Below are 22,991 nucleotides of genomic sequence, written 5' to 3'. Positions count from 1 at the left end.
AAGCAGGCCGTTTTAAGCGGCGTCCGCCTGGCGCTGGTTCATTTCGCTGTTCAGCATTTCAGCGATGAGAAATGCCAGTTCAAGCGACTGTTCCGCGTTCAGGCGCGGATCGCAATGGGTGTGATACCGATCGCCCAACCGTTCTTCGGTGATGGCAACAGCACCGCCGACACATTCGGTCACGTCCTGACCTGTCATCTCGATATGGATGCCGCCCGGATGCGTGCCTTCGGCGCGGTGAACCGCGAAAAAGCCCTTCACCTCGGTCAGGATGCGATCAAACGGACGGGTTTTGAACCCGGTATCCGATTTTACGACATTGCCATGCATCGGATCACAGCTCCAAACCACCGGATGCCCTTCGCGTTGCACGGCGCGGACCAGTCTCGGCAGGCCGTCTTCGACTTTGTCATGGCCAAACCGGCTGATCAAAGTCATGCGCCCGGCTTCGCGTTTCGGGTTAAGTTCATCGAGCAAACGCAGCAGATCATCCGGCTCAAGCGATGGGCCGCATTTCATGCCCAATGGATTGCCGATGCCCCGCGCCCATTCGATATGCGCGCTGCCGGGAAAGCGGGTGCGATCCCCGATCCACAGCATATGCGCGCTGGTCGCGTACCAATCTCCGGTGAGCGAATCCTGACGCGTCAGCGATTGCTCATACGGCAGCAGCAGCCCTTCGTGGCTGGTGTAAAAGCTGGTGCCTTGCAACTGGGGAACAGTGGATGGATCAATCCCGCAGGCTTCCATAAAGTCTAGCGCTTCACCGATGCGGTCGGCAGTCTCGGAAAATTTTTCAGTCCACGGCGTGCGGCCCATGAAATCGAGCGTCCACTGATGGACTTGCTGCAAATTGGCATAGCCGCCGCCTGCAAAAGCGCGCAGCAGATTGAGCGTCGCCGCTGCCTGAGAATAGGCACGGACCATCCGGCCCGGATCATTGCGGCGCTGATCGGGGTCAAAATCGATCCCGTTGATGTTATCACCCAAATAGCTGGGCAGCGTGACATCGCCGATTGTCTCGGTTGGCGATGAGCGCGGTTTTGCGAACTGGCCGGCCATGCGGCCAACTTTGACCACCGGGTGTTTGCTGGCGAATGTCAGCACAATCGCCATTTGCAGCAACACGCGAAACGTATCGCGGATATTGTTGGGGTGAAATTCGGCGAAACTTTCCGCGCAGTCGCCGCCTTGCAGCAAGAATGCTTTGCCATTCGCAACATCGGCCAGATCCGATTTGAGCGCGCGCGCCTCCCCGGCAAACACAAGCGGCGGATAAGCAGAAAGCGTGGTTTCTGCCTCTGCGAGTTCGGCTGCGTCCTCGTAATGCGGCAAATGCCGCGCTTCGTGGGCTTTCCAGCTGTCCGGTTTCCAAGTTTGGGCCATAATCGTATTCTTCTAATCTGTAAGGTCGGGCGGGCGCGCCGCTATATTCGGTGTGCACTATGTGTAAAGCCGCAATGGCTTTCGCAACAACTTTATTTCGCGGATACAGTGATCGGATGGATGCAAACCTAGCGTCCGATCACCTCGGCAGCGGGCGCAGCCGGCACGGCGGGAGCAGGTTCGGGCAAAGCGCTTGGCACATAATCGGCGGGCAATGCGGCAAGTTCCTGCCCCTCAGGGATCACCGCCAGTTTCAGCGGGGCACCCTGTCCGAAATAACGATCCGCGAGGAACCGCATATTCTGGGTGCTCGTCTGCGAGAAATCAATCAACAGCGACCGCAACATTGAACTGCGCCGAGGATCGGAGGTCGCGCCTTCGATATTGTAAAGCCAGAATTGGTTGCCGGTCGATGCCCGCCTGATCTGCTGCGAAAGCGGCTCTGTCACCCGATCAAGCTCATCGGGCGTAGGCGGATTGGTTGCCAGTCCTTTGGCGATCCGCTCGGCCTCGGCAAAGAAGATCGGCACGAAATCGGGTTCAAACTGGGCAAAGGCGGTGATCGTGCCGCCACCGGGAAGATCGGCGGGCCAATCGGAAAACACCTGAGGTGAATAGCTCGCACCGGCTTTTTCGCGCAAGGCTTCGAGCAGGCGGTTGTTGAACACCTGCACCAGAATTTCCAGCTGCCGCGATTCCCGAATACGGGCCATGCCGCCGCCGCTGCGCCAGGACAGCACCGCTGCGGCCTGATTGGCATCGCCGCGGTGTTTCAGAACAGTCGGTTCTTCGGTGTCCTGCGGGAATGCCGGAATACGCGCGGCAATCTCTGGCGCGATCGGCTGTGCCGGTTCTAACGCGCCAAAGGTGGTGCGCAGTTTCTCGACAATCGCATCGCGGTCAAACTCGCCAAAAACCAGCACTTCAACCGGACCCTGACGCAGCAATGGCTCCCACACCTTGCGGAAACCTTCGGGCGTCACACCTTTCAATGCTTCGGGATCGGGCGTGGCAAAACGCGGGTCTTTATCGGTCGCCAGATATTCCAGATCGCGGTTGATAACCCCGCCCGGACTGGTGGAGAATGTTGAATAGCTAAGCTCGGCCGCCGCCTTTGCGCGGATTACCGGATCGGCATCCCAGCGTGGCATCCCCAGCTTTGCCGCGAACAGATACAATTGATCCTCGACATCGCTCGACCGGGTTTGCGCCGTAAAAGTGAAGACCGCATCGTTGATCGCAAAATCAAATCCGAGCTTGCGCCCTGTGGCCAATCGATCAATTTCGTTTTGGCCCAGCTCGCCCAGACCGGAGCCCACCAGCGCCATCTCACCCAAAGGCGCATAGACCGCAGATTGCGCGTCGAACGCCCGGTATCCGGCCCCAAACCGCACCCGCACGGTAACGCGGCCCGGCTCGGCAGAGTTGGCCCAGATCAACGCTTTCACCCCGTTGGCAAAATCGATCTGCTCGATGTCGAGCACCTCCAATGTCGTCTCGCTGACGATGGTTCCTGCCTCACCTACAGGTGGCAATTCATCAAACGAAATGCTGCTCGCGGCCAAGCGCGCCGAGCTGTCAGATGCAATCTCGCTTGCCAGTGCCAGCTTCAATGCACCTGAATCAGCCTCTCCGATGGCTGGCGTGACATAGACGGAACGCACCACGTCGCCTTCGAACAATGACTTTGTGCGTGCGAGCACTTCTTGCGGATTGAAACGGTCCTGCATCCCCTGAAACACATCAAGCACCGTTTGCGACGAGGCGATGGTTTCGCGAATATCAACCGCGTTGACCAGATTATCGGCCTGACGAGAGCCCGCCTCAACGCTGGCTGTTTCCACCGCGTTGACAAAGGCGACTTCGAATTCGGCGACTTCGCGGTCAATTTCTTCCTGCGTCGGTTCGGAATTGATCGCATCCTGAATCACGCTGCGAACATCGACCAGCGCGGCTTTCCAATCGTTTGTCAAAGGCGCGAATGTGACAAAGGTCATGTCGGCAGAGCGCGAGACATCATCCTGCTGCGCCTGAGCATACAGATACGATCCGCCTGCACGGGCGCGCTCTTCCAGTCGCCGGTTGATAATGGCCTGTGCCACCGCATCCAGCAACAACCCTTCATTGTAGACGATAGTGTCCTGCACTTTGCGCCACGGACGCATGACCGCATAGGTCAGATTGCGGGGCAGATCGGGTTCAACCGCAACAGCAATCTCGCCAATCGGCCAGCCGCTGCCTGCCGCGCGCTGTGTGCCTTCGGGCGCGACGGGATCACCGAATGCGGGCGCAACGCCCGCCTCGCCTGTGCCCTGCCAATCGCCAAACCATTGTTCGACCAACCCGGCCAGAACCAATGGATCGGCATCACCGGCAACCACGATCACGGTGTTTTCGGGGCGATACCAGCGCTCGTAGAAGTCCCGAACTTTCGGCCCGGTCGCGCCTTCCAGTGTTTCAATCGTGCCGATCGGGCTGCGGGTGGAAAGCCTTTGACCTGCGAAAAATGTCTGGCGCGTCAGTTCGGCAATCCTTTGCGCTGCCCCGCCCCGCTCGCGTTTTTCGGCGAGCACAATCGGACGTTCGGCATCGACATTGGCACCGTTGATCACTGGTTCGCGGATCATGCCCGACAGCAGTTTGAAACTCTCGCTAAGTTTGGCGCGGTCGATATCGGGAATATCGAGCTTGTAAGCGGTGTGGGTCGGGCTGGTTTCCGCGTTGGCATCGCTGCCGAATGTCGCGCCCAGCCGCTGCCACGCGGCGATGGCTTCGGCCTGGCCAAGATATTTGCTTTCGCGAAACAACATGTGTTCCAGCAAATGGGCATAGCCTTGTTCATGATCGCGCTCATGCAGGGAGCCTGCATCTACCCTTACGCGAATGGAGACCTGATTGGGCGGAACCCCGTTGCGGCGCACGGCATAGCGCAGCCCATTGTCCATTTTGCCGAACAGCCATTCCCGGTCGACCGGAACATCGCTGCCTTCATAAAGCCACGGAACCTCGCCCTCGCTTTGCACGGCTTTGGGCGCGGGGACTTGCGGAATGGCCGTTTGGGCAGCGGGTTCCTGCGCCAACGCTGGAGAGACAAGCGCAAATGGCGCAGCGACAAGGAGCAGGCCGCGAACGGCGCGAGACATAACTTTCATAGGCTGCACTATAGAGCGCGATGGTCTGAAGGGATAGTGAACGATTGCTGGCGATTTTCCCGAACAGCTTGCTTGTCGGCGGGCCGAAGCGCGCCTATCTACAGCGCATGTTTATAGAAACCGAAACCACACCAAACCCCTCCAGCCTCAAATTCCTGCCCGGCCAAACCGTAATGCCATCGGGCACCCGCGAGTTTGCATCGCCCGAAGCGGCCGAGGCCAGCCCGCTTGCTCAGGCAATTTTTGACACAGGCGAGGTTGTGAACGTCTTTTTCGGATGGGATTTTGTGACTGTCACGGCGGCGCCCGGCGGCAACTGGTCGGCGCTTAAACCGCAAGTGGTTTCCATCCTGCTGGATCATTTCGTCTCAGAGGCGCCCTTGTTCACAGGCGGCAGCGCGGACGGGATCAATGTCCCTGCCGAAACCGATATTATGGTCGTCGAAGATAAAGCCGAAGACGCCGAAACCATCGCCATGATCAAAGAATTGCTCGAAACGCGGATCCGCCCGGCGGTGGCCAGTGATGGCGGCGACATCGCCTATCGCGGATTTGCCGACGGTGTCGTTCACCTGACCCTGCAAGGTGCGTGTTCCGGCTGCCCGTCCAGCACGGCAACCCTAAAGCACGGTATCGAAGGTCTTTTGAAACATTACGTCCCTGAAGTCGTTGAAGTAAGAGCAGCGTAAACTCTTTACCGATTTCAAGGATTAATATGACCACCCAGTACCACGATCAGACCCTTTCCGAAGCCGCTCTCGGACAGCTTTTTAATGATGCGCGCACGTATAATGACTGGCTTGATAAGCCTGTTTCCGATGCGCAACTGCACGCGATCTGGGATCTGCTCAAAATGGCGCCGACCTCCGCCAATATGCAACCGGCGCGGATCGTGTGGGTCAAATCGGACGAACAAAAGGCAAAGCTTGCCGAATGCGCGATGGAAGGCAATCAGGACAAGATCAAAGCCGCGCCCGTCACCGCAGTGATCGGCTATGACATCGACTTCCATGAAGAACTGCCATGGCTGTTCCCGCACACCGATGCGAAAAGCTGGTTCGAAGGCGACGAAGAAGGCCGCAAAGAAGGCGCTTTCCGCAATTCCTCGCTTCAGGGTGCCTATCTGATGCTTGCCGCGCGCGCGATCGGGCTGGATTGCGGCGCAATGTCGGGTTTTGATGCGGATAAAGTGAACGAAGCATTCTTTGGCGATACACCGCGTCACCGCGTCAATTTCATTTGCTCGGTCGGCTATGGCGATCCCGAAAGCGTGTTTGAACGCAGCCCCCGCCCCGATTTTGAAAAGTTCAATTCCATCGTCTGACTTGCGAAGCGGCGTTTGCTGAGGCATCGGCCCTGACATGCGCACGCTTGCAATCGAAACCGCCACAGAGGCTTGTTCTATCGCTCTGTTCGAGGGCGATGATATGATCGCGCATGATCACCGCGTATTGGGGCGCGGACATGCCGAACGGCTGGTCCCGATGATTGCCGAATTGCCGGATAAAGGCCGCGCGGAACGAATTCTGGTCTCGCTGGGTCCGGGCAGTTTTACCGGTGTGCGGATTGGCATCGCCACCGCGCGGGCGCTTGGTTTTGCATGGAACGCGAAAGTGCGGGGATATCCCACGCTGTCCCTAATCGCCGCGCGCGCATGCCAGCTATCGGCGCGCGGGGTGACCGTGTGCATGAATGGCGGGCATGGTGAATGGTTCATTCAAAACTTTGCAGCCGATTTATCGAGCGATACGGTCCGGTCACTGTCACCGGATGCCGCATCTGAGGCAGCTTTGTACGGCGTGTTGGCCGGTAATAGAGCCAATGAGCTCGCCCAAAAGTTTGGCGATGATCGCGCCGTGCTCGACCTGTTGCCAGATTCGCAGTGGACACCTGGGCTGCCCGAAACGCACCTGACCGCCGATCTATCGCCAATCTACGGGCGCGCGCCCGATGCGACGCCGCAAAAGGCCAGGCCCGCACCGTGACACCCTCACCCCCGCCTTGCCCCCGCCTTGTCGATGCCATCATGGAAGTGATGGAGGCCGCGTTCGATCCCGCCTATGGCGAGGCATGGAATCGCAGGCAGGTGATCGACGCGCTGACCATGCCAAGCACACATGCCTTAATCGTGGATAGCGATGGGGGTATCATCGAACCGGCAGGATCGGTTCAGGCGGCCGGATTTGTGCTGACGCGGCATGCCGCCGATGAAGAAGAATTGCTGTTGATTGCGGTTCATCCTGATCGGCGCAGGCGCGGTGTTGGTGCCCGGCTGATGGAGAATTTCTTTCTGGCAGCCGGCTCGCGCGGTGTGCGCCGAATTTTCCTTGAAATGCGGCGCGACAATCCCGCCGAGCATTTGTACCGCCAACAGGGCTTTGATCCGATTGGGAAGCGGCCCAACTATTACCGGATGTCCGATGGCAGTCGTGTTGACGCCATTACTTTCGGTCGCTCGATCTAATCGTAAAAACATCCATTTTCATTCTAGAAGACCGGCTCACTATCTTGCAAAGATTGCGGCGGTGGTTCATGGCGAAAAAATCGGAAAAATCCGAATAACAAAAAAAGATCGACGAGGAACTCATGGAAGACTTGCAATATGAAATGAAGGAAACGCTAATTACACTGACCAGCGACATTGTTGCTGCGCATGTTAGCAACAATGATGTCAGAGTTGATGATGTACCGGAACTGATAACCAATGTGTTTTCAGCTTTGGCTGGTCTCGGCAATGATGAAAACGCCGAAGAACCACGACCAGAGCCGGCTGTATCGGTGCGTTCTTCGATCAAAAAAGATCACATCGTCTGCCTCGATTGCGGTAAGAAGATGAAAATGTTGAAGCGTCACCTTTCGACCGAACACGGCATGTCGCCTGAAGAATACAAGGCGCGCTGGGAACTGTCGGCGGATTATCCTCTGGTGGCTCCGAATTACGCTGAAACACGCCGCGATCTTGCCAAGAAAATTGGCCTTGGACGCAAGCCTGGCACTGGCCGGGGACGTAAGCGGAAATAAGCATTACGGTCATGCGCACTGCCCGTATTTGGGGGTGAACCTGCATGCCCGCTTGAGCAAAGCACCTCGTCTCGTCTAAGAGACGGGGTGCTTCCCTTTTGGGCTGCTGCGCAATCACGCAATGCAGCCCGTAGGGCGACGGAGCTGTACGTGAACCAGAAGATCGATCTTGAACAATTGTGCGCCGAAAAAGGGCTGAGGATCACCGAGCAACGCCGCGTGATCGCCAAAGTCCTGTCGGACAGCGATGACCACCCCGATGTGGAATTGCTTCACGAGCGCGCATCGGCAGTTGATCCCAAAATTTCGATTGCGACCGTATACCGCACAGTGCGCCTGTTTGAAGAAGCGGGCATATTGGACCGTCACGATTTCGGCGATGGCCGTTCGCGCTATGAACCCGTGCCCGAGGCGCATCACGATCATCTGATTGATGTCGAAACCGGCAAGGTCGTTGAATTTGTCGATCCCGAAGTGGAATCGCTGCAACGGCAAATTGCCGAAAAACTCGGCTATCGGTTGGTCGATCACCGGATGGAATTGTACGGTGTACGGCTTTCGCGTGATGACTGATAACGCTCAGGATCACGGGATCGGCGCTCCCGGTAGCGAGATCTGGAATTTGCGGGTTAAAGCGGCTCGCGGAGATACGACTCCATTGTCGTTTGGCGGATGGTTTCGCGTGGTGGTGCGCTCGCTCGCGCTGTTGGCTTTGATAATCATCTTTGTCCCGCTCCACTATCTGTACCGCACATTCCGTTATGGTTCGCCCTTCCCGATGCTGTTCCTGCGCTATGCCGCGCGGGTTTCCGGTGCGCGGGTCAAAGTTCACGGCACCCATCTCAAACGCGATGTCTTTTACGTCGCCAACCATGTCTCATGGCTTGATATCCTGTCGATGGCAGGGGCATGCGGCACCGCTTTTGTGGCCAAAGCTGAACTTGCCACTGCGCCACTGGTCGGTTGGCTTGCCTCTTTGAACCGCACCGTTTTTGTAAAGCGTGAACACCGCCTTGGCGTGGCCGAACAAATCAACGCCCTGCGAGAGGCGCTGGAAGATAACTGGTCCGTCACCGTTTTTCCCGAAGGCACAACGACCGACGGCCATTCGCTTTTGCCGTTCAAAACCAGCATGTTGAGCGTGCTTGAACCCCCTCCGCCCGGTGTGATGGTTCAGCCGGTCTTGCTTGATTACGGCGAGGTGTCTGAATGGATTGGCTGGGTCGGGAATGAAACCGGTATCAACAATGCCAAACGCGTCCTGGCGCGGCGCGGCACTTTTGAGCTGCACATGCACTTTCTCGAGCCGTTCAGCCCAGAGGATTTCCGAGGTCGCAAGGCGATTGGCGCTGAATCGCGCCGCCGGATCGAAGAAGCGCTATGCGAAGCGCTGGGTAAGCCGGTGCGCCAGTTTGCCCATGACGTTCCGCCTGTCCGCTACAACGCGCCAACCGGTGCAGTGGGCGTTGGCAAGATCAACGTCGAAGTTCCCAACGACGCCGATCTTTAACCCTGCGGTCTTTAATTCCGCGATTTCTCAAGCGCTGCGAATTATAGCCCTGCGCGTACCAACCAATCGTGGAACAACCGCACAGGCCGCGCCTCTAGCGCATTAGGCTTGCACACGAACCAATAGCTGTACGGACTTTCGACCGTCTTGTTCGAAAGATCCGTCAGGCGATTGTCTGCCGCGCGGCGCATATGGTCATCGTGCATAATCGCAATGCCCAATCCTTGCGCCGCCGCCTCCAGCATCAACTGGCCCGAATCGTAATGGTCTATGGCAGCCGGTTCGAGATCATCCAGCCCGTGCGCCTTTTTCCATGCGGCAAAACTCTCCGGCAGCTCGGTATGGGTAAGGAAGGTCTGCTTTTCTAGAACTTCGCGGTCCATATTCTCGCCGATGGCCCGCCCGATTTCCTTGCTACAGATCGCATGGACAAGATTGTGATCCAGCCGAACGGCGTGAAGGCCCGTTGCCGGTCCCCGCGAAAGAATAATCGCAGCGTCCAAAGTGTCGCCGACACGGTCTTCGAGATGCGGGCCTGTATCGATATCGATGTGAAGCAGCGGATGGCGTTTGCGCAGCTCACCCAAACGCGGAAACAGGCGCTGGCTGCCAAACAAGGGCAAAACGCCCAGCCGCAAACGCAGCAGGGAAATGTTGTCGGATTGACTTTCCACCGCGCGGGTCAGCGATTCCAGATGCGGGTTCACCGCTTCATAAAATGCTTGCCCTTCATCGGTAAGCTGCATCGATTGACGCGCGCGCGTGAACAATTTTTTGCCCACAAACTCTTCAAGATTGGTGATCCTGCGCGAAAGCGCGGACGGGCTCAGCCCGATCTCTTCTGCAGCAGCGCGGGCCGATCCAAGGCGGACCGTGCGCATAAACGCCTCAAGGGCGCGCAGTGGGGGCAAACGGCGTGAAGGCATTATCATCTCCTCTTCTATGAAGAGATACGCAGCGCCAAGACCTGGGATGCAAAAAATCGAAGAAAATTTGCAAATTTGGCGGATTACATGCGATTACTGCAAGCCATTCTCATCTGTGAACTCCGCCGGAGCGTGCAATCGGAGGCGTTTGACATGCGTTTCATCGCCGCCTGTTATTTCAATCCGCCAGCCGCTCGGATGTTCCACAATCGCTCCGACCGGAGGAACCTGTTCCGCCAGAACAAAGGTCAGCCCGCCAAGCGTGTCGACCGATTCTTCCACTTCACCCAGACGCGGATCGATGGTTTCGGCGACATCTTCCAATTCCGCGCGCGCATCGCAATCCCACATGCCATCACCGATCGGCACGATCAGCGCCTCCGGCGTTTCATCATGTTCATCCTCGATCTCGCCCACGATTTCCTCAACGAGGTCTTCAATGGTGATAATCCCGTCTGTCCCGGAAAATTCATCAAGCACAATGGCAAGGTGGACGCGGCGTGTCCGCATATCGGCCAGCACATCCAGCGCCCCGCGCGATTGCGGCACATAAAGCGGCTGGCGCATCAACACTGTCCAATCACGAGGCGGCTTTTTGCCGTTTGCCAGAAATGGAAAAACATCCTTGATATGGATCATACCGATCACATCATCGAGCTTTTCACGATAAACCGGCAAGCGCGAATGGCCGTTTTCGCTGAAAGCCTGAACCAGGTCTTCCCAGCTTATCGAAGCCTCTACGCCCACGATTTCACCGCGCGGCACAGCGACATCATCGGCGTCGTGCTCGCTGAAATGCAGCAGGTTGCGCATCATCTGACGCTCTACCGGCGATAGATCACCATTGCCGCTGCCATTTTGGCCAGCGTCGTGATCCTCGTTTTCGTCTTCGTGCTCGTCGATCGCTTCCTCAAGCTGCTCGCGCAAGGAACGTCCGTCGTCACCGACTTTCAGGATTTTACGGATAGCGGACCACAGTCCGCTGCTACTCTCCGCGTCTCCGGCGGGGGATTGGGGATCGGGCATTGTTGTTTTCGGGCCCTTTAATTCTCAGCGCCTGTCATGTTCGATCCCCATATGGGTCCGGGATCCCCATTTTTGCAAGTATCTGTATCTCTAAACCCTCCATTTCCTCAGCCTGTGCATCAGATTTGACATGATCGTGTCCGGCAAGGTGCAGCAATCCGTGCACAATCAGATGCGCCGCATGATCGGCCAGCGGAATGCGCTTTTCCTCGGCCTCTTGTGCGCAGGTTCCATATGCCAATGCCAGATCGCCCAGCATGGCCGGCGGGCCGTCTTGTGTCAGAGCCAGCAGCTCATCCCGCTCCATCATCGGAAAGCTCAGAACATTGGTCGGTTTATCCCGATCACGCCATTCACGGTTGAGCGTGTGCACCTCGGCATCGCTGGTGAACAGCGCGCTGACCGATAGCCGCGGATTGGCAAGCGCAGGCTCTTTGCCCGCAACAGCGTCTGCCGCGCGCAATGCCAAGGCTTCCCACTCACCTTGGGGCCAATCTTCAATATCAATGTCGAGTTCCACCTACTCGGTTGGTCCCTCATACGCTTCGACAATGCGGCCCACGATCGGGTGGCGTACCACATCGGCAGCGGTAAAGCGGATCGTGCCGAACCCATCGACACCCTCAAGCCGGCCGACCGCATCGGCAAGCCCGCTCATCCGGTCACCGCCGGGAATATCGACCTGACGCGGATCGCCGCACACCACCATCCGGCTATTCTGGCCAAAGCGGGTAAGGAACATCTTCATCTGCTCGCGCGTGGTGTTTTGCGCCTCATCCAGGATCACAAACGCATCGGCGAGCGTTCGGCCGCGCATAAAGGCAATCGGGGCGATTTCGATCTCTCCGCTGTCGATCCGGCGCTGCACCTGCTCGGGCGGCATACAATCGTTGAGCGCATCGTAAAGCGGGCGCAGATACGGATCGACTTTCTCTTTCTCTGTGCCGGGCAAAAAGCCGAGTTTCTCGCCCGCTTCGACCGCCGGACGCGACAGGATCAGGCGCTGAACGCTGCCGCTGATCAGCTGGCTAACGGCCTGAGCGACTGCGATATAGGTTTTGCCAGTACCCGCAGGTCCAAGCGCAAAGATGATGTCATCGCGCGCAAGGCTGCGCATATATTCGATCTGCGCGGCAGAGCGCGGCACGATGGTTTTCTTGCGCGTGCGGATCATAATCGGCGGCGATTGTTTCTCGCCGCTGATGATGCCTTCCAAAGTTGGCTCGTTTGACATGGCGATCAAAGATTCAACCGCGCCCGCATCCAGATCCTGCCCCTTGGCCAGCCGATCATACATCGTCTGAAGCGTCTCTCGCGCACGGGCGACGTTATCCTCAAGTCCCTCGATCACCACTTTATCGCCGCGCGCGTGGATCATCACGCTTAACCGGTTTTCCACCTGCACCAGATTGGCATCAAATTCGCCAAATAGCAGGCCCAGCAGGGATTGGTTGTCAAAGGTCACTTCCGCTTTGGCGCGCCGGGACGCACGCAGCGGAATTGCGATGTTGCGAGGATCGGGAGAAAGCTTGGGCTCTCCCTGAGAGTCAGCTGCGCGAGTTGGTCTACGGCCCATAGTTTCCTTTTCAGTTGGCCTGTTGCCTGAGTCGGAAAGGTAAGCAGCGCGAAGCCGAAAGCAAGTTTCACCCCGTCGCTTATCGGTGGAAAGTCATGGACGCGCCGCGCACAAGGCGCCGCAATGCGCCCTCAAACGCGATCCAACAATCGTCCTTGCATAGAGCTGCCTCGGCCTTCGATCAGCGCGGTCCGAACCATTTCGCCAATTTCGGCCTCGCCTTCGAACCAGACCGATTGCAGCCAAGGCGACTTGCCCAGCCATTGGCCGGGCAATTTGCCTTTGCGTTCGACCAAGACCTCGCACGTTTTGCCGACGCTTGCCTCGTTAAAGGCGATCTGATCGCGGTTCAGCCGGGCTTGCAGGCGTTGCAGGCGATCATCCATCACCTCTGTGGCGATAGCATTGTCCATTGTCGCCGCAGGCGTGCCGGGGCGCGGGGAATATTTGAAACTGTAAGCCTGAGCATAGCGGACCTCATCAACAAGGCTCAGCGTGTCTTCGAATTCCGCCTCGCTCTCGCCGGGAAAGCCGACGATGAAATCACCCGAGAGCGCGATGTCAGGGCGCACTTCGCGGAACCGTTCGAGCAATCTCAAATAGCTTTCGGCGGTGTGCGAACGGTTCATCGCTTTCAGGACGCGGTCATTGCCCGATTGCACCGGCAGATGGAGATACGGCATCAGCTGTTCAACCTCGCCATGCGCCGCGATCAGCGCGTCGTCCATGTCATTGGGATGGCTGGTCGTATACCGGATACGCTCAATCCCATCGAGCTTCGCCAGAGCATGGATCAGGCCGGCAAGCCCCACCTTGTGTCCTTTTGTGTCTTCACCCGACCATGCATTCACATTCTGGCCCAGCAGCGTGATTTCGCGCGCGCCAACCTCGATCAGTTTGCGCGCTTCATCGACCAAATCATTGAACGGACGTGAAATTTCTGCGCCGCGAGTATAGGGCACCACGCAATAGGTGCAGAATTTATCGCACCCTTCCTGTACAGTCAGAAACGCTGTGGGGGAGCGGCGTTTACGCTGCGGGAGCGAATCGAACTTCGCAATCGCAGGCATATCTGTATCGGTGGCGCGTTCGCCCTTCACCGCTTTGTCGAGCATCTCGGGCAGGCGGTGATAGGCCTGCGGCCCGACGACCATGGACACAGCCGGAGCGCGGGTCATGATCTCTTCGCCCTCTGCCTGGGCGACGCAGCCCGCCACCGCAATCATCGGCGCTTTTTTCTGCGTCTTGCCTTTGGTCAGGCGGCCAATATCGGAATAGATCTTTTCGGCGGCTTTCTCGCGGATATGGCAGGTGTTCAGAACCACCAGATCGGCGTCTTCACCCTCGGGTGCCGGGCTCAGCCCCTTTTCGGTAAGAAGCTCCCCCATACGCTCGCCATCATAGACGTTCATTTGGCAGCCGAAGCTTTTGACCCTGTAGGTCTTTGGGGGATTGGTAGGTTTCATGATGGCGCGCGTTTAGCGGTAAGCGCCGACCGGATCAATCGGAGTCGCCATCCGCTGGCTTGTCACGCCGCCCCTGATGGACGCATGGCTCGATGTAAGGCGGCCTGGTGCCGGGATGCAGTTTGTCATCCGGCCCGCATTCAACCATCGGTTTTTTCAGCGAATTGGCATCGACCACCGCTTTTGCATCTGCATCTTCATAGGCTGCGATCCATGTGAGACAATCGGCCAGCGGCCTTACCTTATGCTTGGTAAAACTGCCCTTTTGCGGCGCGCAATTAAGAGTGAATACGTCCGCCGCCGGAGATGCGCTGAATTTTGCAAAGCGCCGCAGAACCTCGCCGCGCTCGTTGAAAACGGTGCGGTACATATCGTTTTGCTTCGCTTTGCTGCGGTAAAATGGTGACGTGTTGAACAGATACGCACGCACAGACGGATATTGGGCCGAGATTTCGGTTGCGAGCGCTCCGCCCAATGAGTGTCCGGTCGCCACCCACTGCACTCCGCTGCCCCAGCGATCGCGCTCTGCCCGATAATATTTCAGAGCAATATCGATCTGATCATCGCGCAGCGTCCCGTAGAATATATCGGACAGGCTGCCTGTATCAGTGCCGCGAAAGGCGAGAATACGGGCAATGGGCTGACGCTCGGGATCTGCTTTGCTGCCAGCGGCAAATTGTTCGAAAATGCGGTAATCAAACCCTTTTTCCGCATCTTCCTCGGCGATTTCCAGCCGCTCCACCAAAACAAGGTTCGGGCCTATATCCTCGAACAGATCATCATCGCCAACATAGGTGTTGGTCGCCGCGATGGCATAGGGATAGGCATCAACCGCAGCCTCCCGCACGAATGCGCACCACCCACCGGGTTCCAGCCGACATGGACTGCGCGATTGGGATATATTGGGATAGGTGACGCAACCTGACAGCAGCAGCAAGAATGCAACCGCAGACCAGCGAAGCGTCACCTCAATTTCCCTCGGTCGCTTAGGCGACAGTGGCTTTTACGATTTTGCCCGGCTGCGCGGGCGGCTCGCCTTTTGGCAGGGCGTGGACGTGCTCCATGCCGCTCTGGACCTGGCCCCACACGGTGTATTGACCGTCAAGGAATTCGGCGTCTTCAAAACAGATGAAAAACTGGCTGTTGGCGCTGTCGGGCATTTGCGAGCGCGCCATTGAACATGTGCCTTCGCTGTGCGGTTCGGCGTTGAATTCGGCTTTCAGATCAGGCTTGTCGCTGCCGCCCATGCCGGTCCCGGTCGGATCGCCGCCCTGCGCCATGAAGCCGGGAATAACGCGGTGAAACACCACGCCATCGTAAAAACCTTCGCTGGCGAGTTCGGTGATGCGCGCAACGTGGCCCGGCGCAAGGTCCGGGCGCAGCTTGATTACTACGTCTTTTCCGGTGCCATCGCCGGTGTCGAGAGTGAATGTAAGTGTGTCTGCCATGGGTGAATCTCCTTTGATTTGAACGCGCACCTAACGGCTTTTGACGCCCGAGTCACCATCAAGTGGCCTTCAAGTCATCCGTCTCGCTTGCTTTTCGGATAAGCGGTTCTAAACCCGCGAATATGGTCGATCCAAGCGCCCTCGACGAAGAAACCCTGACGGCCGATACCGCCGATGAGGAAGTGCGCCCTGACGACCGGATCGATGATGAACGTCACGATGAGGAAAACCGCCTGAAACCCCAATATGTGCGCGGCGTAAGAGACGCGCTCGAAGCGGGTGACAAAGGCGCAGTGTATGACCTGGTCGAACCGCTGCACCCGGCGGATATTGCCGATTTGATCGAGCTGTTCGACAGCGATGAACGCGCCCAGTTGGCCGCATCGATCACCGATTTGATGACCAGCGATGTGGTCGCAGAACTGAATGATCACGTCCGCGAAGTGATGATGGAGGCGCTCGACCCGGGAGCGGTAGCCACCATCGCGGAACAGCTGGAAACCGATGATGCGGTCCAGCTGCTCGAAGATCTGGACGAAGACGACCAGAAAGCGATCATCGCCGAGCTGGAACCGGAAACGCAGGCGGCCGTCAATTCCGCGCTGGCCTATCCAGAGGAAACCGCGGGCCGTTTGATGAACCGTCACGTGATGGCGGTGCCTGAACATCTGACGGTCGGCGATCTGATTGATTATCTGCGCGAAGAAGGCGATCTGGAACACGATTTCTTTGAAGTTTTTGTGATCGACGCCTCGCACCATCCCGTTGGCACGTGTTCGCTCAACTGGATTTTGACCACGCCGCGCACGGTCGCGCTGACCGATGTGATGAAACGTGACCAGACCCTGATCCCTGTCAGCATGGATCAGGAAGAGGTCGCGCTGATGTTTCAAAAATACGCTCTGATTTCGGCTGCTGTCGTCGATGATAGCGGGCGTCTGGTGGGCCAGATGACCGTGGATGATATCGTCCACATCATCTCCGAAGAGGCGGGCGAAGACGCTTTGCTGCTTTCGGGTGCGGGTGATGGCGACATTAACGAGCCAATCCGCGAGGCTTATTCCAGCCGTGTTCGCTGGCTAATTGCCAATCTGGGCACCGCTGTGGTTGCCTCGGCCATTATCGCGTTTTTTGGCGCAGCGATTGAACAATTGGTGGCGCTTGCGGTGCTGATGCCAATCGTGGCGAGCATTGGCGGCAATGCAGGCACGCAGACGATGGCGGTTTCGGTACGCGCGATTGCGACCAATCAGTTGACCCGTACAAACACCCGCAAAATTCTCTGGAAGGAATTGCGCGTCGCGGTTTTAAACGGAGCGACCGTGGCGATCCTGATCGGGATAGCCGCCGGATTGCTTTACAGCCCGATGATGGGCGCTGTGATTGCCGCCGCGATGATCATCAACATCGCAGTCGCAGGGCTGGCGGGTGTTCTGGTCCCTGTGATCTTTGAACGTTTGAATCAGGATCCGGCGGTCGCATCCTCGGTGTTCGTGACAATGATCACCGATTCCATGGGCTTTTTCGCCTTCCTCGGCCTCGCAGTTGTGAGCGGATTGGTGGGCATGGGTTGAGCCTTTTGCGCTTCGCTCTATCTTGCACCCATGCCCCTTCACATGACCAAAATCGCCTTTGGCGCGAAAAGCTGGGCCGATCTGGCCAGTTGGTATGAAAACCGCAGCGAAATTGCGCTGACCACCCGCAACCGCCCTACCCGCCACGCGGAAATGGTTGGCGGATCGCTCTATTGGATTTTGAACCACTCGCTGGTCGCGCGTTCCGAAATTCTGAGCTTTACGGAAACAGCCGATGGCCGCTGGAACATCAACCTGAAACCGGAACTTGTCCGCGTCCATCAGAAACGCAAGCGCGCGCATCAGGGCTGGCGCTATCTGAAAGAAGATGACGCGCCCCGCGATCTGGCCGATGGCGAAGAGGTGGGCGATGTGTTGCCGGGCAAGATGGCGGCGAAGCTGGAACGGTTAGGGTTGATCTGATCCGTCTGGCATGACCGCGTGACCGAATTTAACCGCTATTTGCAAGTATTTCATTGGTGCTGCTGAACGTATCGCTCAGCTGGCTGCCGAGGCTCGCCATAGCTGTAATCGCTGCGATGGATACCAGACCCGCAATCAGAGAATATTCGATCGCCGTCGCACCGCTCTGGTCAGACGCAAGCTTAGTCAAATAGTGCCGTGCCAAGTTTGCGTAACGCATAGTCATAATCTCCAAGATGGATGCCCCCTATGGACCAGCGACATTACCTAAGCCGGACATTACAGCCTTTATTCGGCGTTAACGCTAAATAGCCATCTCTGGAGGATATGATCAGCCTAGCGGAGGTGCGCCCAGCCACACCCATGCCGCAAGCCCGACCGCAATAGCGAAAGAAACCGCCGCCCTGCCCCGCGGCACGGCTTCGATCCCATCGACCGACGCAGGCTCCTCGCGGTTTCCGGTAATCATCGGACCGATCAGATCATCGAGCCGGATAAACGAATAGATGCTGACTGCAATAATGTGCAGTCCCGCCATGCCGAGCACGACCCACAGGAAATCCTCGTGCCAATCTGTGATTGTATCCGCCGTCATGACGCCAACAAGCGAATTGAGCGGTCCGGTCGCGCCATCATAGGGATCACCTGCAAACAGCCCCATCGTGACCTGCGCCAGCATCACCCCGATCAAAGCCAGAACGGCAAACCCGCCCAGCGGATTGTGACCGATGGTGAAACCGGTCTCTTTCCCGCGAAGATAGGCCCAGACCGTCGCAGGGCTGCGCACAAACGCGGCAAAACGCGCTGTGCGAGTGCCCGTAAAGCCCCAGATTATGCGGAAAACCAGCAGCGCAAACAGCACCATACCCAGCCGCGTATGCCACCACCAAAGCGAATTTTCCGCCGTGTACCACATCGCCGCGACCAGCCCGACGAAACTCCATTTCGTCAGCCGCAAGGGCAGATCCCAGACTTTGATCGGGCGGGTCGGGGTTAACGCCATTGTCGCGGTTTAGTCGTCGTCGAGACGGAATTTATCGTGACAGCCTTTGCACGTCCCGCCGACTTCTTTTGCCTGAGCCGCCACCGCAGCCGCATCGCCGCTGGCCGCCACAGTCATCATTTCGGCGCTGGCATCGACAAGATTTTGCGCCGCAGTTTCAAATCCGGTGGGGTCTTCCCAGATTGTCGCCAAGGCTTCGGTATCATAGCCATCATCGACGCTGGTTCCTTCGGGGAAATAGCCGGTGATCTTCTGAGCGCGCCCATTAATGTCGGTGGCTGCGTTGCCGATAGCGGCGAAATCGGGGTTGTCGATCTCCAGCTCGCTGCGGATCAGTTTGAACGCATCGCCGATCGCTTCGAAGTTTTCTTGCCGCTCACCGATGACCGCCGGTTGATCAGCCGCAGCCTCGCCATCTGCGCCGTCGCCATCCGGCGCGCCGCCGCATGCCGCGAGAAACGCCATCGACGCCGTGATAGCGATCAGGCGTAATTTCGGAAAAGATGTCATGGTCATGTTGAGGTTCCTTCAATTGATAGGGACACGCAGGCGGGCTCTTGCGGCGGCGAGCATACAACAATTCCATGTTTCAAGGAACATTACGCTGCCTTTCCCTAGCCCGGCGGCATCGGGATCAAAGCGGGCGTGTTCTTGCGATATTCTTGATAGGCGGGATCATCGCCCCAGCGTTCTTCGGCCTGCTTGTTTTGCAAATTGATCCCGCTCACTTTGGTCAGCAGCAAGGTCACGAACAAGGGCGAGATTACGGCCAACCATGCAGTGCCGGATAGCAGTGGCAGCGTCATCACGAGGATGCCGGTCCACAATGTGATCTCTCCGAAATAGTTCGGATGACGGGACCAGCGCCACAGGCCAACATTGATAAAGTCGCCTTTGTTTGACGGGTCTTGCTTAAACTCTTTTTTCTGGCGATCCGCGATCACTTCCCAGGCAAAACCGACCACCCAGATTGCTGCGCCCAGCCAAAAGAAGATACCGATCTCCACCCGCTCGCTCGCGGTGATCGCGACAAGGGCAGCGGCGGCGGTGAAAGTTACCCAGACCGCCTGCAATGTCCATGCGACAAGGAAGCGCGCAGGATTGACTTTGATCTTTTCAAAACGGGAATCCGACCCGCCTTCGCGCCGGATGCGCATGAACAAAAAGGATCCCAGCCTGAGCGCCCAGATCGCCACCATCGCGGCGATCACGATTGCCCGAATATCCAGCTGTTCTGACAAGAGGCAGGCGATCCCCGTCACAGAAAGATACGTGACCGCGCCCATCGTGTCGTAAAACTTGTCACTTTGCGCAGCGGCGGATGGAATGAAGGCGAGCCAGTTCACACCAAAGGCGATGACGCCGCAGATAAAGACCAGCGAATAACCGCCCAGATTTTGGCTTTGGCTGCCAAGGAACCATGAAAAGGCCAAACCGATCGCGGCGACAACAACCGCAACCATAATGCTTTTGCCGGCACCGCCAGATGATTTGGCGATTTTTGTGGTTGCGTCGTCTTCGCTCATTGTTCTGCCTGTTTCCTGCTTTTTTCTGCCACCCGGCGCAGCGCGTTTGCGTAGGTTTCCGGAGCCTGCGCACCGGGGATCATGAATTTGCCATTCACGATCATCGCGGGGACACCTGAAATATTGAGGTCCCACGCCTGCCGTTCTTCTGCTTCAACGCGCGCATTCAGCTCTGGATCCTCAAGCGCGGCTTTCGCAGCTTCACGGTGCAGTCCGGTTTCAGCGGCAATGTCGAGTAGGACATCGCGCTGCCCGATGCGTTTGCGCTCGTTAAAATGCGCTTTGAACAGAGCCAGTTTCAATTGCGTTTGAACCGCAGGCCCGGCCTGCTCCAGCGCAAAACCGAGCAATATATGGGCATCGCGGGTGTTCCACATCATCGCTGGCGGCGCGGGGTCTTCACCGCCTTCATAGACCAGCGAAACGCCCGCTTCCTCGGCGATGGCTCTCATTTGCCCGCGCACAGCCGCGCCTTCTTCGGCAGAGCGGCGATATTTGCGCTGCAAATGCGCTTCCTGCTCTTCGCCTTCGGTCGGCATATCGGGGTTTAGCTCAAACGGGCGCCAGCGGATTTCCGCTTCGATCTCGCCCTCAAGAGTGCCCAGCGCTTTTTGCAATTGACCATATCCAATCGCACACCACGGGCACATCACGTCGGAATAGATATCAATGGTGAGCGTATCGGTCATCGATCCAGCCACCATGCGATCAGGTGATGCGCGATTGCGAACTTTTGCGGGAATATCATCTGTTCATTGCCATCCGGCCCCGCGCGCCGTGCATCTTCAAGCTCTGCGCGCGTGAACCAGCGCGCATCATCCAGCTCGGTCTCGTCAATCGTTAGTTCGGGATCATCGGTCACCGATGTACACCCGATCATCATCTGGCTGGGGAATGGCCATGGCTGGCTGGCGATATACTTTACATCGCGCGCCCTTACGCCTGCCTCTTCCCAGATTTCGCGCGCAACCGCCTCTTCGATGGTTTCACCCGGTTCAACAAATCCGGCCAAAGCCGAATACATGCGCGGAGGAAAGCGCGGTTGCCGCCCCAGTAGCAATTTATCCTCATGCTCCACCAGCATGATCGTGACCGGATCGGTGCGCGGAAAATGCTGCGCTGCGCAGCCGCCCTGATCTTCGGGCCTGCAATCGCGCTGCCAGCCGCCTTTGGTTAAAAGCGTGCGTGACCCGCAGCGGGCGCAAAACTGATGCCGGGCATGCCAATCAACCAGGCTGCGCGCGCCGCCATAGATCGCCAGATCTTCGGCGCGCAATTGCTGCATCAGCTGCCAGGCGCGCGGCATTGCATAGGCTGGCCCGGTCGCGCCAATATCAGGGACAGGCGCAAAGCACGCCTTGTCATCCCGCAGCCCGAGAAAAACGAGCTCCGTTTCCGGGTCGACATCGGCCAAAGTGCCCCATGCAAGCCCGCCCGTCTCATCAATATCAGGCAATAAGCCGTCCAGCTTAAGCACTCTGGCGCGCCAGTTCATATGCCCGGCCAAAGCATCAGGATCGACGCGGATATTATCCGCGCGGTCTATCGGTGATCCTGCAAAAGCAATCGGGGCGCTCGGAAATGCCTCCCCGCCCATTACGCTGCCTTGGCAGCGCGCATTGCGGTTAGATCTTTTTCCAACGCTGCCATGAATTCATCGCGGATCGGATATGCCTCTGTTGGCATATACTGCGTCCAAAGCGCCGAACGCAGGCCGAGGTTGAAATCAACCGCGCTCAGCGTACCTGCTGCCCCGCCCCAACCGAAGGTACCATTGACCGAACGACCGCCCGCACCGTGGCCCTGTCCTGCCATCCACGAACCAGAGGTATCGACCGTTGCCGGTAACAGATCGGATACGCCGACACGGACCGCATTTTCGCCCATCACCCGCTCTTTGCCCAGCTTGCCATAGCCAAGCAGCATTCGCAGGAAGCGGTCGTAATCCTTGGGTGTAGAGACCAATCCACCGCCGCCCGAAGGGATCTTGGGCGCATCGGTGTAAATCGATACCGCAGCCGGATCGACCGGCAACGGCATACCGGCAAGAATGCCGTAATTGTCAGTCAGGCGCGGGACTTCGCTTTCAGGGACAGTCATCCATGTGCTGGCCATGCCGCAAGGTTCAAAAATGCGCTCTTTCAAGAATGTTTCAAAATCCTTGCCCGAGGCGACTTCGATGACACGGCCAAGCAAATCGATTGAGCAGGAATAGCTCCATTTGGTTGCCGGCTGATACATCAACGGCAATGTCGCAAGGCGATCAGCCCATACTTCGAGATTGGGCGCAGGCGTTACCGAGGGAATACCCGGAATTGGAATACGGCTGACCCGGCCACCCACAAGACCGTTGGAACGATACGCATCCAGCAGCGGACCCTTGCTGGTGATCAGGTAACCGAGACCCGCAGTGTGGGTGAGAAGCTGGCGAATTGTGATCGGCGTATTGGTCGGCACGGTATCATCCAGCGAACCTTCCGGATCGACCAGAACCTGCATATCGCGAAATTGCGGCATGAGATCATGCAGCGGCTGATCAAGGCTGAGCAAACCGTCATCAACCAGCATCATGATCGCCATTCCAGTCACCGGCTTGGTCATCGAATAAATCCGGTAAAGCGAACTTTCATCGACCGGCGTAGACCCGCTGAGCGACAATGTTCCGCCGCCTACGGTGTGGGCGTGATCATTCTGGCCCCAGCCAAATGTCAGAAAAAGGTTCGCGAGCTTGCGGCTCGATACATATTTGTCCGCCAGCGCGGCGACATTGGGCCACGCCTGGCTTACATCGTGGGCAAATGCGGCGCGTCCAAATGGCAGAGTGCTGATCGCGGCCCCTGCGGCAAGCAAAGAGCCCCCGCGGAAAAGCGTGCGACGCGAAAGTTCAGTGGTTTCAAAATTGCGATATGCCATTCGGGTTCTCTCCGGGAATTGTAGGCGGCCTGTTTGGGGAA

The 22,991-nt window shown here is 57.7% G+C and carries 25 protein-coding genes; 9 read left to right on the top strand and 16 right to left on the bottom strand.

Annotated features, from left to right (window positions below; all coding sequences use genetic code 11):
* Window positions 1–12: 12 nt before the first annotated feature.
* Window positions 13–1,386: a class II 3-deoxy-7-phosphoheptulonate synthase gene (locus tag FGU71_RS10640; protein WP_142788546.1), complete on the bottom strand. Its 1,374-nt coding sequence runs from the start codon at window positions 1,384–1,386 to the stop codon at window positions 13–15.
* 128 nt (window positions 1,387–1,514) lie between these two features.
* Entirely contained in the window at window positions 1,515–4,538 is a 3,024-nt protein-coding gene (locus FGU71_RS10635) for a M16 family metallopeptidase (RefSeq protein WP_142788545.1), read from the bottom strand.
* A gap of 107 nt (window positions 4,539–4,645) precedes the next feature.
* Between FGU71_RS10635 and FGU71_RS10630 the strand changes: the two genes are divergently transcribed.
* From FGU71_RS10630 to FGU71_RS10600, 7 genes are all read left to right on the top strand, one after another.
* Window positions 4,646–5,227 carry a NifU family protein gene (locus tag FGU71_RS10630; RefSeq protein WP_142788544.1) on the top strand — a complete coding sequence of 194 codons (582 nt, stop codon included), beginning with the start codon at window positions 4,646–4,648 and terminating at the stop codon, window positions 5,225–5,227.
* A 26-nt stretch (window positions 5,228–5,253) separates the two neighbouring features.
* Window positions 5,254–5,862 carry a malonic semialdehyde reductase gene (locus tag FGU71_RS10625; protein ID WP_142788543.1) on the top strand — a complete coding sequence of 203 codons (609 nt, stop codon included), beginning with the start codon at window positions 5,254–5,256 and terminating at the stop codon, window positions 5,860–5,862.
* Window positions 5,863–5,899: 37 nt separating this feature from the next.
* Complete coding sequence (tsaB, locus tag FGU71_RS10620) at window positions 5,900–6,523, top strand: tRNA (adenosine(37)-N6)-threonylcarbamoyltransferase complex dimerization subunit type 1 TsaB (protein ID WP_142788542.1); 624 nt, start codon at window positions 5,900–5,902, stop codon at window positions 6,521–6,523.
* Window positions 6,524–6,564: 41 nt separating this feature from the next.
* Window positions 6,565–7,002 (top strand): GNAT family N-acetyltransferase, encoded by a 438-nt coding sequence (locus tag FGU71_RS10615; RefSeq protein WP_142789098.1) that lies wholly within the window; start codon window positions 6,565–6,567, stop codon window positions 7,000–7,002.
* Window positions 7,003–7,124: 122 nt separating this feature from the next.
* Complete coding sequence (locus tag FGU71_RS10610; protein WP_142788541.1) at window positions 7,125–7,559, top strand: MucR family transcriptional regulator; 435 nt, start codon at window positions 7,125–7,127, stop codon at window positions 7,557–7,559.
* Between the two features lie 150 nt (window positions 7,560–7,709).
* Window positions 7,710–8,132, top strand: a complete 423-nt coding sequence (locus FGU71_RS10605) for a Fur family transcriptional regulator (RefSeq protein ID WP_142788540.1) — start codon at window positions 7,710–7,712, stop codon at window positions 8,130–8,132.
* On the top strand, window positions 8,125–9,069 hold the full coding sequence (locus FGU71_RS10600; protein WP_142788539.1) for a lysophospholipid acyltransferase family protein: 945 nt from the start codon (window positions 8,125–8,127) through the stop codon (window positions 9,067–9,069). The genes FGU71_RS10605 and FGU71_RS10600 overlap by 8 nt, the downstream gene beginning before the upstream one ends.
* Before the next feature lie 41 nt (window positions 9,070–9,110).
* Here the strand turns inward: FGU71_RS10600 and FGU71_RS10595 are convergent, their stop codons facing one another.
* The 7 genes from FGU71_RS10595 to FGU71_RS10565 all read right to left on the bottom strand — a co-directional run bounded on the left by FGU71_RS10595 (window position 9,111) and on the right by FGU71_RS10565 (window position 15,511).
* The gene (locus tag FGU71_RS10595; RefSeq protein ID WP_142788538.1) at window positions 9,111–9,995 is read right to left on the bottom strand and encodes a LysR substrate-binding domain-containing protein; all 885 of its coding nucleotides are present in this window, start codon (window positions 9,993–9,995) and stop codon (window positions 9,111–9,113) included.
* Between the two features lie 93 nt (window positions 9,996–10,088).
* Window positions 10,089–11,021 carry a hemolysin family protein gene (locus FGU71_RS10590; protein ID WP_142788537.1) on the bottom strand — a complete coding sequence of 311 codons (933 nt, stop codon included), beginning with the start codon at window positions 11,019–11,021 and terminating at the stop codon, window positions 10,089–10,091.
* 34 nt (window positions 11,022–11,055) lie between these two features.
* The gene (gene ybeY, locus FGU71_RS10585; protein WP_142788536.1) at window positions 11,056–11,541 is read right to left on the bottom strand and encodes an rRNA maturation RNase YbeY; all 486 of its coding nucleotides are present in this window, start codon (window positions 11,539–11,541) and stop codon (window positions 11,056–11,058) included.
* A complete protein-coding gene (locus tag FGU71_RS10580; protein WP_407644404.1) occupies window positions 11,542–12,486 on the bottom strand; it encodes a PhoH family protein in 945 nt (314 codons plus the stop codon).
* Window positions 12,487–12,728: 242 nt separating this feature from the next.
* Window positions 12,729–14,063 carry a tRNA (N6-isopentenyl adenosine(37)-C2)-methylthiotransferase MiaB gene (miaB, locus tag FGU71_RS10575; protein ID WP_142788534.1) on the bottom strand — a complete coding sequence of 445 codons (1,335 nt, stop codon included), beginning with the start codon at window positions 14,061–14,063 and terminating at the stop codon, window positions 12,729–12,731.
* A 34-nt stretch (window positions 14,064–14,097) separates the two neighbouring features.
* On the bottom strand, window positions 14,098–15,030 hold the full coding sequence (locus FGU71_RS10570) for an alpha/beta hydrolase family protein (protein ID WP_142788533.1): 933 nt from the start codon (window positions 15,028–15,030) through the stop codon (window positions 14,098–14,100).
* Between the two features lie 19 nt (window positions 15,031–15,049).
* The gene (locus tag FGU71_RS10565) at window positions 15,050–15,511 is read right to left on the bottom strand and encodes a peptidylprolyl isomerase (protein WP_142788532.1); all 462 of its coding nucleotides are present in this window, start codon (window positions 15,509–15,511) and stop codon (window positions 15,050–15,052) included.
* A gap of 122 nt (window positions 15,512–15,633) precedes the next feature.
* Between FGU71_RS10565 and mgtE the strand changes: the two genes are divergently transcribed.
* Both mgtE and FGU71_RS10555 read left to right on the top strand, forming a co-directional pair.
* Window positions 15,634–17,085: a magnesium transporter gene (mgtE, locus tag FGU71_RS10560; RefSeq protein ID WP_142788531.1), complete on the top strand. Its 1,452-nt coding sequence runs from the start codon at window positions 15,634–15,636 to the stop codon at window positions 17,083–17,085.
* A gap of 30 nt (window positions 17,086–17,115) precedes the next feature.
* Window positions 17,116–17,508, top strand: a complete 393-nt coding sequence (locus FGU71_RS10555; RefSeq protein ID WP_142788530.1) for a DUF1489 family protein — start codon at window positions 17,116–17,118, stop codon at window positions 17,506–17,508.
* A 28-nt stretch (window positions 17,509–17,536) separates the two neighbouring features.
* Here the strand turns inward: FGU71_RS10555 and FGU71_RS10550 are convergent, their stop codons facing one another.
* From FGU71_RS10550 to FGU71_RS10520, 7 genes are all read right to left on the bottom strand, one after another.
* The gene (locus FGU71_RS10550; protein ID WP_325053178.1) at window positions 17,537–17,728 is read right to left on the bottom strand and encodes a Flp family type IVb pilin; all 192 of its coding nucleotides are present in this window, start codon (window positions 17,726–17,728) and stop codon (window positions 17,537–17,539) included.
* 111 nt (window positions 17,729–17,839) lie between these two features.
* On the bottom strand, window positions 17,840–18,511 hold the full coding sequence (locus tag FGU71_RS10545) for a cytochrome b/b6 domain-containing protein (RefSeq protein WP_142788528.1): 672 nt from the start codon (window positions 18,509–18,511) through the stop codon (window positions 17,840–17,842).
* A gap of 9 nt (window positions 18,512–18,520) precedes the next feature.
* Entirely contained in the window at window positions 18,521–19,027 is a 507-nt protein-coding gene (locus FGU71_RS10540) for a c-type cytochrome (RefSeq protein ID WP_142788527.1), read from the bottom strand.
* Between the two features lie 98 nt (window positions 19,028–19,125).
* On the bottom strand, window positions 19,126–20,037 hold the full coding sequence (locus FGU71_RS10535; protein WP_234035720.1) for a DUF1295 domain-containing protein: 912 nt from the start codon (window positions 20,035–20,037) through the stop codon (window positions 19,126–19,128).
* Window positions 20,034–20,726, bottom strand: coding sequence for a DsbA family oxidoreductase (locus FGU71_RS10530; protein WP_142788526.1), 693 nt, complete (start codon window positions 20,724–20,726; stop codon window positions 20,034–20,036). Before FGU71_RS10530 ends, FGU71_RS10535 begins: the two co-directional genes overlap by 4 nt.
* Window positions 20,723–21,634, bottom strand: coding sequence for an NAD(+) diphosphatase (gene nudC, locus FGU71_RS10525; protein WP_142788525.1), 912 nt, complete (start codon window positions 21,632–21,634; stop codon window positions 20,723–20,725). The genes FGU71_RS10530 and nudC overlap by 4 nt, the downstream gene beginning before the upstream one ends.
* Complete coding sequence (locus tag FGU71_RS10520; RefSeq protein ID WP_142788524.1) at window positions 21,634–22,950, bottom strand: serine hydrolase domain-containing protein; 1,317 nt, start codon at window positions 22,948–22,950, stop codon at window positions 21,634–21,636. The genes nudC and FGU71_RS10520 overlap by 1 nt, the downstream gene beginning before the upstream one ends.
* Between the last annotated feature and the right edge of the window lie 41 nt (window positions 22,951–22,991).

Source organism: Erythrobacter insulae (assembly GCF_007004095.1).
Classification (GTDB): domain Bacteria; phylum Pseudomonadota; class Alphaproteobacteria; order Sphingomonadales; family Sphingomonadaceae; genus Erythrobacter; species Erythrobacter insulae.
This window is presented reverse-complemented; position numbering and strand designations above follow the sequence as displayed.

What these genes read in the sequence shown, in the direction of transcription:
- nudC (WP_142788525.1), bottom strand. Translation starts at nt 21,634, where the DNA reads ATGGGCGGGGAGGCATTTCCGAGCGCCCCGATTGCTTTTGCAGGATCA.
- FGU71_RS10625 (WP_142788543.1), top strand. Translation starts at nt 5,254, where the DNA reads ATGACCACCCAGTACCACGATCAGACCCTTTCCGAAGCCGCTCTCGGA.
- FGU71_RS10530 (WP_142788526.1), bottom strand. Translation starts at nt 20,726, where the DNA reads ATGACCGATACGCTCACCATTGATATCTATTCCGACGTGATGTGCCCG.
- FGU71_RS10535 (WP_234035720.1), bottom strand. Translation starts at nt 20,037, where the DNA reads ATGAGCGAAGACGACGCAACCACAAAAATCGCCAAATCATCTGGCGGT.
- miaB (WP_142788534.1), bottom strand. Translation starts at nt 14,063, where the DNA reads ATGAAACCTACCAATCCCCCAAAGACCTACAGGGTCAAAAGCTTCGGC.
- FGU71_RS10635 (WP_142788545.1), bottom strand. Translation starts at nt 4,538, where the DNA reads ATGAAAGTTATGTCTCGCGCCGTTCGCGGCCTGCTCCTTGTCGCTGCG.
- FGU71_RS10565 (WP_142788532.1), bottom strand. Translation starts at nt 15,511, where the DNA reads ATGGCAGACACACTTACATTCACTCTCGACACCGGCGATGGCACCGGA.
- FGU71_RS10610 (WP_142788541.1), top strand. Translation starts at nt 7,125, where the DNA reads ATGGAAGACTTGCAATATGAAATGAAGGAAACGCTAATTACACTGACC.
- FGU71_RS10630 (WP_142788544.1), top strand. Translation starts at nt 4,646, where the DNA reads ATGTTTATAGAAACCGAAACCACACCAAACCCCTCCAGCCTCAAATTC.
- FGU71_RS10550 (WP_325053178.1), bottom strand. Translation starts at nt 17,728, where the DNA reads ATGCGTTACGCAAACTTGGCACGGCACTATTTGACTAAGCTTGCGTCT.
- FGU71_RS10545 (WP_142788528.1), bottom strand. Translation starts at nt 18,511, where the DNA reads ATGGCGTTAACCCCGACCCGCCCGATCAAAGTCTGGGATCTGCCCTTG.
- FGU71_RS10520 (WP_142788524.1), bottom strand. Translation starts at nt 22,950, where the DNA reads ATGGCATATCGCAATTTTGAAACCACTGAACTTTCGCGTCGCACGCTT.
- FGU71_RS10615 (WP_142789098.1), top strand. Translation starts at nt 6,565, where the DNA reads ATGGAAGTGATGGAGGCCGCGTTCGATCCCGCCTATGGCGAGGCATGG.
- FGU71_RS10555 (WP_142788530.1), top strand. Translation starts at nt 17,116, where the DNA reads ATGCCCCTTCACATGACCAAAATCGCCTTTGGCGCGAAAAGCTGGGCC.
- FGU71_RS10640 (WP_142788546.1), bottom strand. Translation starts at nt 1,386, where the DNA reads ATGGCCCAAACTTGGAAACCGGACAGCTGGAAAGCCCACGAAGCGCGG.
- FGU71_RS10595 (WP_142788538.1), bottom strand. Translation starts at nt 9,995, where the DNA reads ATGCCTTCACGCCGTTTGCCCCCACTGCGCGCCCTTGAGGCGTTTATG.
- mgtE (WP_142788531.1), top strand. Translation starts at nt 15,634, where the DNA reads ATGGTCGATCCAAGCGCCCTCGACGAAGAAACCCTGACGGCCGATACC.
- FGU71_RS10590 (WP_142788537.1), bottom strand. Translation starts at nt 11,021, where the DNA reads ATGCCCGATCCCCAATCCCCCGCCGGAGACGCGGAGAGTAGCAGCGGA.
- FGU71_RS10540 (WP_142788527.1), bottom strand. Translation starts at nt 19,027, where the DNA reads ATGACCATGACATCTTTTCCGAAATTACGCCTGATCGCTATCACGGCG.
- FGU71_RS10600 (WP_142788539.1), top strand. Translation starts at nt 8,125, where the DNA reads ATGACTGATAACGCTCAGGATCACGGGATCGGCGCTCCCGGTAGCGAG.
- tsaB (WP_142788542.1), top strand. Translation starts at nt 5,900, where the DNA reads ATGCGCACGCTTGCAATCGAAACCGCCACAGAGGCTTGTTCTATCGCT.